This window comes from Rhizobacter sp. Root1238 (assembly GCF_001425825.1).
Lineage (GTDB): Bacteria > Pseudomonadota > Gammaproteobacteria > Burkholderiales > Burkholderiaceae_C > Rhizobacter.
Map to the genome: position 1 here is coordinate 40,479 of NZ_LMDM01000004.1, position 12,398 is coordinate 52,876.

Below are 12,398 nucleotides of genomic sequence, written 5' to 3' on the forward strand. Positions count from 1 at the left end.
GCCGGACGGAGCGGTCAGCATCCCTGGCGGGATGCTGACTGCCCTGCGCCATCTGCTTTCATGAACCGTCGCCGAAACTCCCGCCACTCACTGCGTTCGTTGTGGTCAAACAGTCGGCGACAGTCAGTTGACGAAGCGCGCTGGCGCGCGCGGTTCATGAAAGCAGACGGCTCCGGCGCCCCGTCCTGATTGGCGCTCCTCACACCCCCCGCCCGCGCCTTTGCCGAAGCGGTGGCTCGATGCGCACAAAACACGCTTGGCGCCCCCGGGTGCGAACCCGGGGATCAACCTTCACTTGTTCGCTTGTCACCTTCCCAAGGCAGGGCGGTGGCACAAAGGCGCGGGTGGGGAGGGTGTGGCGCGCCAATCAGGGCGGGTCGCCGGAGCTGGCTGGTTTCATGGCCCCGCGCGCAGCGCGATCGTGAACTGACTGTCGCCGACTGTTTGACCACAGCGAGCGAAGCGAGCGGAGGGAGTTTCGGCGACGGGCCATGAAACCAGCCAGTGGAGGGGAGTCAGCGCCCCGCCAGGGGCGGTGACCGACCCGTCCGGCGCGCCACACCCTCCCCACCCGCGCCTTTGCAGCACACACGACACGCTACGTAATCGCGTCCAGCAGCTCGCTCTCGATCTCGATCTGCGCCCGGTTCTGCTGCAGCGCCGAGCCGTCGATCAGGAAGGTGTCTTCGACGCGCTCGCCGAGCGTCGTGATCTTCGCGAGCTGCAGGTTGATGTGGTGCCGCGCCAGCACCCGCGAGATCGCGTACAGCAGGCCGGAGCGGTCGCTGGTCGACACCGACAGCAGCCAGCGCTGGCCGCGTTCGTCGGGGCGCAGCAGCACCCGCGGCGTGATCGGGAACGACTTCACGCGGCGCGACAGCCGGCCGCGGCTCGGGTCGGGCAGCGGCCCGTCGGCCTTCAGCGCGAGCGCGGCCTGCGTCTCCACCAGCGAGATCAGGTCGCGGTAGTGGTGCTCCATCTGCGGGCTGATCACCTGGAAGGTGTCGAGCGCATAGCCGGCGCGCGTGGTGTGGATCTTGGCGTCCAGGATGTTGAAGCCGGCGCCGTCGAAGTAGCCGCAGATGCGGGCGAAGAGGTCAGGGCGGTCGGGTGCGTACACCAGCACCTGCAGCCCTTCGCCGACCGACGACAGCCGCGCCCGCACGATCGGCTCGGTGCTGGTCACGTGGCGGAACAGCGAGCGTGCATGCCAGGCGATGTCGCCGGCATCGTGCCGCGCGAAGTAGCTCAGCTCCAGCGTCTTCCACAGCGGCACCTCGGTGCCGGGCAGCAGCGAGTACAGGTTCAGCGTGTGCCGCGCGTCCTGGCGGCGGGCCTCGATCTCGGCGTCCATGTTCGGCGTCGCGCCGCCCAGCGCGCGCAAGGTCAGCCGGTACAGGTCCTCGAGCAGCTTGCCCTTCCAGGCATTCCACACCTTCGGGCTGGTGCCGCGGATGTCGGCCACCGTCAGCAGGTACAGCGCAGTCAGCCGGCGCTCGGTGCCGACCAGCGTCGCGAAGTTCCCGATGACCTCGGGGTCGCTCAGGTCTTCCTTCTGGGCGATGCGCGACATCGTCAGGTGGCCCTTGACCAGGAACTCGATCAGCGCGGTGTCGTCCTTGTCGATCCCGTGGTCGCGGCAGAAGCGCCGCGCCTCGACCGCGCCCAGGTCGGAGTGGTCGCCGCCGCGACCCTTGGCCACGTCATGGAACAGCGCGGCGATGTACAGCACGTACGGCCGGTCCCAGGTGGAGGCGAGCTGCGAGCAGAACGGGTACTCGTGCGCATGCTCCGGGATGAAGAAGCGCCGCACGTTGCGCAGCACCATCAGGATGTGCTGGTCCACCGTGTAGACGTGAAACAGGTCGTGCTGCATCTGCCCGACGATGCGCCGGAACACCCACAGGTAGCGGCCCAGCACGCTGGTCTGGTTCATCAGCCGGAACGCATGCGTCTGGCCTTCGGGCTGGCGCAGGATCTGCATGAAGGTCGCACGGTTCGCCGGGTCGCGCCGGAACTCGCCGTCCATCACCTCGCGGGCGTTGTACAGCGCCCGCAGCGTGCGCGCCGACAGCCCCTTGATGCCGGGCGTCTGCTGGTACACCAGGAAGGCTTCGAGGATGGTGTGCGGCTCGCGCTCGAACAGGTCGTCGCTCGCGACCTCGAGCATGCCGGCACGGTCGAGGAAGTGCGGGTTGATCGGGCGCATCGGCGCGTCCTGCGAGCCGTTGATGCGCTCCTCGATGTTCAGCGCCAGGATCTGGTTCAGCTGCGTCACCGCCTTCGCCGCCCAGTAGTAGCGGTGCATCAGCTGCTCGGACGCGCGGCGCGCGTGCGTGGTCTCGTAGCCGAAGCTCTCGGCCACCGCGGTCTGCAGGTCGAACACCAGCCGGTCTTCGCGGCGGCCGGCCACCATGTGCAGCCGGGCGCGGATCAGGCGCAGCAGGCCTTCGTTGCGCTGCAGCTGCTTCACCTCGAACGGCGTGATCAGCCCCTTGGCGGCCAGCTCGGTCCAGGTGCGGCCGAGGCCGGCCGCCCGCGCGATCCAGATCACCATCTGCAGGTCGCGCAGGCCGCCGGGGCTTTCCTTGCAGTTGGGTTCGAGCGAGTAGGGCGTGTCCTCGTACTTCTGGTGGCGCTGGCGCATCTCGAGCGTCTTCGCGCGCAGGAAGGCCTTCGGGTCCATCGCGCCGGCATTGGCACGCCGGAACGCGTTGAACAGGCGCTTCGAGCCGCACAGGTAGCGCGATTCGAGCAGCGCGGTCTGCACCGTGACGTCGCCGTGCGCCTCGGCGACGCATTCGTCGACGGTGCGCACGCTGGAGCCGATCTCCAGGCCCAGGTCCCAGCAGGCGGTGATGAAGCCCTCGACCGAGGACTTCAGCGCATCGTTGTCGGAACCCGGCGCGCCGATGCGGGCGTTGTGCAGCGCGTCGCCCGGCGGCAGCAGCACCAGCACGTCGACATCGGAATGCGGGTACAGCTCGGCGCGCCCATAGCCGCCGACCGCCAGCAGCGCAGCCCCCGGCGGCATCATCGCGTGCTCCCACAGGCCGAGCAGCGTCTGGTCGACGTGGCGGGCCAGCGCCCGCACCAGCCGGGTCGCGGCCGGCGCGGTGGCACGCGACTCGCTGAAGTGGGCCATCAGCGCCGCCTTGCCCTCGCGGAAGCGGCTGCGCTGTTCGGCCAGGCTGCGCGCGGCTGCAGGCGTCGGTGTGTCCACCGCGATCGCCATCGACGACACCGTCAGGCGGTGGTGGAGGCGGTTGCCGATGCCGCCGCGGCAGCGACGGCGAAGGCCGGCGGCGGCGGGCTGCCGGCCGACAGCGTCAGCACTTCGTAGCCGGTCTCGGTGACGAGCACCGTGTGCTCCCACTGGGCCGACAGCGAACGGTCTTTCGTGACGATGGTCCAGCCGTCGCCGGCCTCGCGGATGTCGCGCCGCCCGGCGTTGATCATCGGCTCGATCGTGAACACCATGCCCGGCACCAGCTCTTCGAGCGTGCCGGGGCGGCCGTAGTGCAGCACCTGCGGTTCTTCGTGGAACTTGCGGCCGATGCCGTGGCCGCAGAACTCGCGCACGATCGAGAAGCCGGCGTTCTCGGCGAAGGTCTGGATCGAGTGGCCGATGTCGCCCAGGTGGATGCCGGGCTTCACCTTCACGATGCCCTTCCACATGGCGTCGTAGGTGATCTGGCACAGGCGGTTGGCCGCGATGGAGCCGTGGCCGACGACGAACATCCGGCTGGTGTCGCCGTGCCAGCCGTCCTTGATGACGGTGACGTCGATGTTGACGATGTCGCCGGCCTTCAGCGGCCGGTCGTTCGGGATGCCGTGGCAGACTTGGTGGTTGATCGACGTGCAGATCGATTTCGGGTAGGGGGTGTAGCCCGGCGGCGCGTAGTTCAGCGGGGCCGGAATGCCTTGCTGGACGTCGACGATGTGGTCGTGCGCCAGCTTGTCAAGCTGCTCGGTGGTGACGCCGGGCTTCACGTGCGGCGTGAGCATGTCCAGCACTTCGGAGGCGAGCCGCCCGGCGATGCGCATGCCGGCGACATCCTCGGCGTTCTTGATCGTGATCGTCATGGGGCGGAATTATTGCACCGACCCCCGTAAAATCCCGGGTTTCCACCGGCAGTCCCTGAACACGACCCGGTCTCCAGAACCCGAAGCTGGCCCCCCACCGTGACGTCCACACCCAAGCATCTGCTGCACTTCGAGGGCGGCAACGCCTTGTCCGCCTTCCGCGCCCAGGCCCTGCTGCCGCGGCTGCAGGCGATCAGCCCGCGCATCGCCGCCGTGCACGCCCGGCATGTTCACTGGGCCTGGAGCGACCAGCCGCTGGCGCGCGACGCCCACGACAAGCTCGCCGCGCTGCTCACCTATGGCGATGCCTACGCCGGGCCCACCGACGGAGCGCTGGTGCTCGTGGCGCCGCGCCTGGGCACCGTGTCGCCGTGGGCCAGCAAGGCCACCGACATCGCGCACAACTGCGGCCTGGCGATCCGGCGCGTCGAACGCGTGACGGAATACCGGCTGGTGCTGAAGACCGGCCTGGCCGGCCTGCTCGGCGCCGCGAAGCCGCTCGAGGCCGGCGAACTGCAGCAGGCCGCCGCGTTGCTGCACGACCGCATGACCGAGAGCGTGCTGCTGCAGCGCGACGATGCCGCCCACCTGTTCGACGAGCAGGTCGGCAAGGCGATGGCGCATGTCGACATCCTCGGCTCGGGCCGCGCCGCGCTGGTGGCCGCCAACAAGGACTTCGGCCTCGCGCTCAGCGACGACGAGATCGACTACCTGGTCGCCGCCTTCACCGGGCTGAAGCGCAACCCGACCGACGTCGAGCTGATGATGTTCGCGCAGGCCAACAGCGAGCACTGCCGGCACAAGATCTTCAACGCCGCCTTCACGATCGACGGTGTCCCGCAAGAGCGTTCGATGTTCGGGATGATCCGCAACACGCACCAGCTGGCGCCGCAGCACACGGTGGTGGCCTACAGCGACAACGCGTCGGTGATGGAAGGCGGCACGACCGAACGCTGGCTGCCGCAGGGCTACACCAACGCGCCGCTGTACGGCCCGCGCGAGGACACCGTGCACGTGCTGATGAAGGTCGAGACGCACAACCACCCGACGGCGATCTCGCCGTTCCCGGGCGCGTCGACCGGTGCCGGCGGCGAGATCCGCGACGAAGGCGCGACCGGACGCGGCTCCAAGCCCAAGGCCGGCCTGACCGGCTTCAGCGTCTCGAACCTGCACCTGCCCGGCACGAACGAGCCGTGGGAGCAGTCGCCCTACGGCAAGCCGGAGCACATCGCGAGCCCGCTGCAGATCATGGTCGACGGCCCGCTCGGCGGTGCGGCGTTCAACAACGAGTTCGGCCGGCCCAACCTCGCCGGCTACTTCCGCGTCTACGAGCAGACGGTGGACGGCCAGCGCCGCGGCTACCACAAGCCGATCATGATCGCCGGCGGGCTGGGCAGCATCTCCGACAGCCAGACGCACAAGGTGAAGTTCCCGGCCGGCACGCTGCTGGTCCAGCTGGGCGGCCCCGGCATGCGCATCGGCATGGGCGGCAGCGCGGCCAGCTCGATGGCGGCCGGCGCCAACGCGGCCGAGCTCGACTTCGATTCGGTGCAGCGCGGCAACCCCGAGATCGAACGGCGCGCGCAGGAGGTCATCAACCACTGCTGGGCGCTGGGTGAGTCGAACCCGATCCTCGCGATCCACGACGTCGGCGCGGGCGGCATCTCGAACGCCTTCCCCGAGCTGGTCGACGGTGCCGGCCTCGGCGCGCGCTTCGACCTGAGCCAGGTGCCACTGGAAGAGAGCGGCCTCGCGCCGAAGGAAATCTGGTGCAACGAGAGCCAGGAGCGCTACGTGATGGCGATGTCGCCCGACGCGCTGCCGATCTTCCGCGCGATGTGCGAGCGCGAGCGCTGCCCGTTCGCGGTGGTCGGCGTGACGACCGAGGCGAAGCAGCTGGTGCTCGACCACTCGGCCACCGACACCGACCCGCAGCAGCGCCCGATCGACATGCCGATGGACGTGCTGCTCGGCAAGCCGCCGAAGATGCACCGCGACGTGAAGCGCGTCGCGCGCACGCTGCCGGCGCTGCAGCTGACCGACGTGTCGCTCGACAAGGTGGCCTTCGACGTGCTGCGCCACCCGACGGTGGCGAGCAAGCGGTTCCTGATCACGATCGGCGACCGCACCGTGGGCGGCCTGAACCACCGCGACCCGATGGTCGGCCCGTGGCAGGTGCCGGTGGCCGACTGCGCGGTGACGCTGGCCGATTTCCGCGGCTTCCGCGGCGAGGCGATGAGCCTGGGCGAGCGCACGCCGCTCGCGACGCTCGATGCGCCGGCCTCCGGCCGCATGGCGGTCGGCGAGGCCATCACCAACCTGCTGGCCGCGCCGATCGAGCTCGAACGCATCAAGCTCAGCTGCAACTGGATGGCCGCCTGCGGCGAACCGGGCGAAGACGCTGCGCTGTACGACACCGTGAAGGCGGTCGGCATGGAACTGTGCCCGGCGCTCGGCATCAGCGTGCCGGTCGGCAAGGACAGCCTGTCGATGCGCACCCGCTGGAGCGACGACGGCGTGGGCAAGCAGGTCACCGCGCCGGTGTCGCTGATCGTCACCGCGTTCGCGACGCTGGCCGACGTGCGCGGCACGCTGACGCCGCAGCTGCAGCCGGGCGACACGACGCTGGTGCTGATCGACCTGGGCCGGGGGAAGAACCGCATGGCCGGCTCGATGCTGGCGCAGGTGCTGGACCAGTTCGGCGACGAGGTGCCCGACCTCGACGACCCGGTGCTGCTGAAGTCGCTGGTCGCCGCGATCAACCAGCTGCGCAGCCAGGGCCGGCTGCTGGCCTACCACGACCGCAGCGACGGCGGCCTGTGGGCGGCGGCCTGCGAGATGGCCTTTGCCGGCCATCGGGGCCTGAGCCTGAACGTCGACATGCTGGTCACCGAAGGCGACGGCATTGCCGACAGCCGCGCCGACCACGGCGACTCGAAGAACTGGGCCGGACAGGTCGGCGCACGCCGCACCGAGCTGACGCTGAAGGCCTTGTTCAACGAAGAGCTGGGCGCCGTGATCCAGGTGCCCACCGAGTTCCGCGACGAGGTGATGCAGGTGCTGCGCGAGCACGGCCTGGCCAGGCACAGCCATGCCATCGGCAAGACCAACGAGCGCGGCGTCGTCGAGGTCTGGCGCGATGCGAAGGCGGTGTTCAGCGCGCCGCTGCGCGACCTGCACCAGGCCTGGGACGAGGTCAGCTGGCGCATCGCCCGGCTGCGCGACAACCCGGCCTGCGCCGATGCCGAGCATGCGGCCGCCGGCCGCGTCGACGACACCGGGCTGCACCTGCAGCTGAGCTTCGATCCGGCGGCGCCGGTCGCGCCTTACGTCAACACCGCGCGCCCGAAGGTGGCGATCCTGCGCGAGCAGGGCGTCAACAGCCACCTCGAGATGAGCTACTCGATGGCGCAGGCCGGCTTCGACACCTTCGACGTGCACATGAGCGACCTGCAGACCGGCCGCGCGCGCTTCGACCAGTTCCAGGGCTTCGTCGCCTGCGGCGGTTTCAGCTACGGCGACACGCTGGGTGCCGGCGAGGGCTGGGCTCGCTCGGTGATGTTCAACCCGGTGCTGGCCGAGCAGTTCGCGGCGTTCTTCGGGCGCAGCGACACCTTCGCGCTCGGCGTGTGCAACGGCTGCCAGATGATGGCCGCGCTGTCGCCGATGATCCCCGGCGCGCAGGACTGGCCGAAGTTCACCCGCAACCGCAGCGAGCAGTTCGAGGCCCGGCTGGCGCAGGTCGAGGTGCTGGACAGCCCGTCGATCTTCTTCGGCGGCATGGCCGGCAGCCGGCTGCCGATCGCGGTGGCGCACGGCGAGGGCTTTGCCGATTTCTCGCAGCGCGGCGACGCGGCCAAGGTGAAGCGCGCGATGCGCTTCGTCGACGCCGCCGGCCGACCGACCGAGGCCTACCCGGCGAACCCGAACGGCAGCCCCGACGGCCTGACCGCGGTGACCACCGACGACGGCCGCTTCACGGTGCTGATGCCGCACCCGGAGCGGGTGTTCCGCAACGTGCTGATGAGCTGGACGTCGGGCGACATCGGCGCCCACAGCCCGTGGATGCGGATGTTCCACAACGCCCGCCGCTGGATCGGCTGATCAGGGTTCCTTTCGGAGACATCGATGCACAGCAAACCCGTGCGGTATCTGGTCCTGATCGACGCCGCTGGCGCGTCGGTGGCGCGACTGTTCGATGAACAGCTGCACCAGCTCAACGAGATCGACGGCGGCTCCGAAGAGATCGCGGTGATGCTGCGCGGCCTCACGCCGGCGCACTCCGCCGCCGACCCCGCGTGGGCACAGGCGCTGCGCGGCCACAGTGCCGCCGAGCGTGCCGCGGCCCATGTCTACACGCTCGACGTCTGAGAACGATCCATGCCCCATTGCATCCTCGAGTGCACGAAAGCGGTCGCGGCCCAGGTGCCGGTCGAGCGGATGATGCGCGCCGTGCACGACGCCGCGCTCGCGAGCGAGCTGTTCACCGTCGGCGACGTGAAGATCCGCGTGCTGGTGCACGAGCACAGCCTGGTCGGTGGCATCAACGCCGACTTCGTCCACGTCTTCGCCTATGTGCTGACCGGCCGCAGCGAGGCCGAGCGCAAGACGCTCTCGGCCGGCATCGTGCGCGGGCTGGCGGCGCTGATGCCGGCGGTGCAGGCCGTGTCGTGCGACGTGCGCGAGATGGACCGCGCGACCTTCAGCAACCGCCGCAACGCCGGCATCGACTAGCATCGCGGCACCATGACCCATCACACCGTCCGCTCGCTGCTCGTCGACCTGTCGACCCCGATCGAGCGGCGCTGGGCGGGCGGCGATGCCTTCCTGACGGCGTTCTTCAATGCGCTGTCGATGAGCTTCCCGGTCGGCGAGCAGTTCTTCATCGATGCGGTGCGGACGGCCGCGAAGGCCTTGCCGGCCGATGTGCAGGCCGGCTTCGCCGACGAGGTGCAGGGCTTCGTCGGGCAGGAGGCGACGCACCGGCGCATCCACGGGCTGTTCAACGGCCAGCTCGAAGCGCAGGGCCACCGCAACACCTGGGGCCCGCGGGCGGCGCGCCGCATTGCGCGCTTCGAGGGTGGCGACCCGCGCCATGCCCTGGCGGTGACCGCCGGCTACGAGCACTTCACCGCGATCATGGCCGCGTGGATGCTGCAGCACCCCGAGGTGCTCGACGGCGCCGAGCCGCGGCTGCGCACGATGTGGATGTGGCATGCGGCCGAGGAAACCGAGCACCGCAGCACCGCGTTCGACGTCTACCGCGCGGGCGGCGGCGACCAGCGCTGGCGCATCCGCTGGTTCCGCGTCGTCACCTTCTTCTTCGTCACCGACGTGATCCGCCAGACGCTGCGCAACCTGTGGCACGACGGCGCGCTGCTGCAGGGCCGCACCTGGCGCGGCGCGTGGCGGCTGCTGTTCGCGAAAGGCGGGCTGGTGCGCGACACCTTCAGGCCGTGGCGGGCGTACTTCCGGGCCGATTTCCATCCGCAGCAGCAGGAGGAGCCGCGGGCGGCTGTCTGGCTGCGCGACAACGCGGCGCAGTTCCGCGAGGTGTAGCGCCGGCCTCAGGCTGCTTCCAGCACCCGCATTTCGATCCGCATGCCGGCAGCAGTCGCCATGTTGACGAGCGCATCGAGGGCGAACAGGTTGATCTTTCCCCGCACCAGATCCGAAACGCGTGGCTGTGTCACGCCGAACAGTGCGGCCGCTTCGGATTGACTCATGCCCCTGCGAGCGATGTGCTCGGAGATGGCGCTCATCAGCACGGAGCGCAGTTTCATGTTCTCGGCGTCCTCCGGCGTGTCTTCGATGGCATCCCAAACGCTGGTAAATCGTTGCTTGCTCATTGACTCAACTCCGTGATGCAGATCGGCATTCTGTATTGACCGGTAGTCCCGCTTTCTGAGCAAAGCGTGTCCTTGAAGGAACCCGGCGGTCGCAAAGAAACACCGCTCGCCCTGAGCCTGTCGAAGGGTCGGACTGAGCCTCTCGAAGGCCTTGGGTGCGTGGTGCGCAACCCTTCGACAGGCTCAGGGCGAACGGATTGGCGCTGCTTCTTGAGCTGCAACTGTGCAACTCAGCAGGGCATCACCCGCACCGCGGTTCCGCCCAGCACCGCATTGCCCGACAACGGGTCCCGCAATGAATCGTCCAGCACCGCATTGAGGTTCGCGCCGGGGCGCTCGCCGGCCACCGCCAGGCGTGCGCCGGGCAGCGCGTGGCCCCAGCCGTGCGGCAAGCTGATCACGCCGGGCATCATCTCGTCGCTGACCTCCACCTGCACCTCGATCGATTGGTCCGCCGCCCGGGCGATGCGTGCCTGGCCGCCGTGCTGCAAGCCCCAGCGGGCGGCGTCCTGCGGGTGGACCAGCGCGGTGCAGCGGAACGGGCCTTTCGCGAGCGTCGGCAGGTTGTGCATCCAGCTGTTGTTCGAGCGCACCTGGCGCCGGCCGATGATCACCGCGTCGTCGATGCCGGCCCGCGCATCGGTGGCCACCCGCTGCAGGTCGTCGAGCAGCGATGGCGGCGCGAGTTCGATGCAGCCCGACGGCGTGCGCAGCAGCTCGGGCACGCGCGGCGCCAGCGGACCGAGGTCGATGCCGTGCGGCGCGGCCTTCAACTTGTCGAGCGTCAGGCCGTCGGGCTTGCGGCCGAAGCCGTCACCGAACGGGCCGCTGCGCAAGGCCAGGTCGAGCAGCCGCTCCGGGCCTCGGTGCGCCGACACCATCTGCATCACCGCATCGGCCTGCTCGCCGGCCCACTTGCGCACGTCCTCGGCCACCAGCGCGTCGTCCAGTGCGCCGATGTCGGCCTGCGCGCCACGCCCCTGCAGCAGCGCGGCCAGCCGCAGCAGCGTCTCCCATTCGGCCGGTGTGCCGGCCGGCGGCGGCAGCACCGCCGGGCTGTAGCGCGCATGGTTGCGCACGCTGAACTGCGGGAACGCGACGTCGTAGTGCGTGTCCTCCAGCGGCGAGAGCCCCGGCAGGATCACGTCGGCATGGCGCGTCGTCTCGTTCAGGTAGATGTCCAGGCTCAGCATGAAGTCGAGCCCCTCCAGCGCCTTCGCCAGCCGCGGCCCGTTCGGTGCCGACAGCACCGGGTTGCTCGCGATCGTGATCAGCGCCTTCACCTGGCCCTCGCCCGGCGTCTCGATCTCCTCGGCCAGGCAGGTCATCGGCAGCTCGCCGTACACCTCCGGAGCGCCGCTGATGCGGCTGCGGTGCCGGCCGGTGACGATGCCGCGCCCGCGGCCCGGCGTGCCGGCGGTGTTGGCCGCGAAGGCCGCCGCCTGCGGGAACATCGCGCCGCCCGGCTCGTCGAGGTGGCCGGTCAGGATGTTCAGCACGTCGATCAGCCACGAACAGGTGGTGCCGTAGGCCTGCACGCAGGTGCCGAGGCGGCCGTAGACGCAACCGCGCGCGGCCGCGGCGAGTTCGCGCGCGAGGCTGCGGATCGCGTCCGCCTCGATGCCGCAGCGCGCGGCCATCGCGTCGGCGCCGAACGGCTGCACCGCGTCGCGCAGCGCGTCCAGCCCCGCCAGATGCGACTGCAGCCGCCCGAGCTTCACCAGCCCTTCGGTGAACAGCGTGTGCACCATCCCGAGCAGCAGGAACACATCGCCGCCCGGGCGGATGAAGTGGTGCGCATCGGCGAGCGCGGCCGTCTCGGTGCGCCGCGGATCGATCACCACCAGCCGGCCGCCGCGCGCCTTCATCGCCTTGGCCTTGCCGCGGAAATCCGGCACGGTCCACAGGCTGCCGTTGCTCGCCATCGGGTTCGCGCCGAGCACCAGCAGGAAGTCGCAGCGTTCGATGTCGGGCACCGCCATCGTCAGCCAGTGGCCGTACATCAGCCCGTTCGACAGCTGCTTGGGCATCTGGTCGAGCGTCGACGCCGAGAAGAAGTTGCGCGTGCCCAGCGCCTTCAGCAACCGCGGCATGTACAGCAGCAGCCCCATCTTGTGGGCCGACGGATTGCCCAGCGTCAGCGCGACGCTGTCCTTGCCATGCGCCTCGCGCAGCGGCAGCAGGCGGCGCTCGATCTCGGCGAAGGCCTCGTCCCAGCTCGCCTCGACGAAGCGCGCGCCGCGCCGGATCAGCGGCGTGCGCAGGCGGTCCGGGTCCTCGTGCAGGTCCTTCAGCGCGACGCCTTTCGGGCACAGGAAGCCGGTGCTGAACACGTCGGCCGCGTCGCCGCGGATCGTGCCGATGCGGCCGGCGTCGTCGACCTGCACCTCGAGGCCGCAGCAGGCCTCGCACAGGGGGCAGATGCGCAGGGCGGTTCGTGAAGTCATCGTCGTCTCCTTGCGC

The 12,398-nt window shown here is 69.9% G+C and carries 8 protein-coding genes; 4 read left to right on the plus strand and 4 right to left on the minus strand.

The annotated features are described in order from the left end of the window. Positions 1-598 precede the first annotated feature (598 nt). Complete coding sequence (locus tag ASC98_RS05005; RefSeq protein WP_056809178.1) at positions 599-3,235, minus strand: [protein-PII] uridylyltransferase; 2,637 nt, start codon at positions 3,233-3,235, stop codon at positions 599-601. A gap of 11 nt (positions 3,236-3,246) precedes the next feature. After that, complete coding sequence (gene map / locus ASC98_RS05010) at positions 3,247-4,086, minus strand: type I methionyl aminopeptidase (RefSeq protein WP_056808352.1); 840 nt, start codon at positions 4,084-4,086, stop codon at positions 3,247-3,249. 99 nt (positions 4,087-4,185) lie between these two features. On the opposite strand from map, the gene purL reads away from it, so the two are divergent. The 4 genes from purL to ASC98_RS05030 are packed head-to-tail and all read left to right on the plus strand — an operon-like array spanning position 4,186 to position 9,645. Beyond that, positions 4,186-8,190 carry a phosphoribosylformylglycinamidine synthase gene (gene purL, locus ASC98_RS05015; protein ID WP_056819707.1) on the plus strand — a complete coding sequence of 1,335 codons (4,005 nt, stop codon included), beginning with the start codon at positions 4,186-4,188 and terminating at the stop codon, positions 8,188-8,190. 24 nt (positions 8,191-8,214) lie between these two features. Further along, on the plus strand, positions 8,215-8,457 hold the full coding sequence (locus ASC98_RS05020; protein ID WP_056808356.1) for a hypothetical protein: 243 nt from the start codon (positions 8,215-8,217) through the stop codon (positions 8,455-8,457). A 9-nt stretch (positions 8,458-8,466) separates the two neighbouring features. Beyond that, complete coding sequence (locus tag ASC98_RS05025) at positions 8,467-8,820, plus strand: 5-carboxymethyl-2-hydroxymuconate Delta-isomerase (RefSeq protein WP_056808358.1); 354 nt, start codon at positions 8,467-8,469, stop codon at positions 8,818-8,820. Between the two features lie 12 nt (positions 8,821-8,832). Further along, positions 8,833-9,645 (plus strand): metal-dependent hydrolase, encoded by an 813-nt coding sequence (locus ASC98_RS05030; RefSeq protein WP_056808360.1) that lies wholly within the window; start codon positions 8,833-8,835, stop codon positions 9,643-9,645. 8 nt (positions 9,646-9,653) lie between these two features. Here the strand turns inward: ASC98_RS05030 and ASC98_RS05035 are convergent, their stop codons facing one another. Both ASC98_RS05035 and ASC98_RS05040 read right to left on the minus strand, forming a co-directional pair. Then, positions 9,654-9,935: a helix-turn-helix domain-containing protein gene (locus tag ASC98_RS05035; protein WP_056808362.1), complete on the minus strand. Its 282-nt coding sequence runs from the start codon at positions 9,933-9,935 to the stop codon at positions 9,654-9,656. 230 nt (positions 9,936-10,165) lie between these two features. Further along, positions 10,166-12,382, minus strand: a complete 2,217-nt coding sequence (locus ASC98_RS05040) for a molybdopterin-dependent oxidoreductase (RefSeq protein ID WP_056808363.1) — start codon at positions 12,380-12,382, stop codon at positions 10,166-10,168. Between the last annotated feature and the right edge of the window lie 16 nt (positions 12,383-12,398).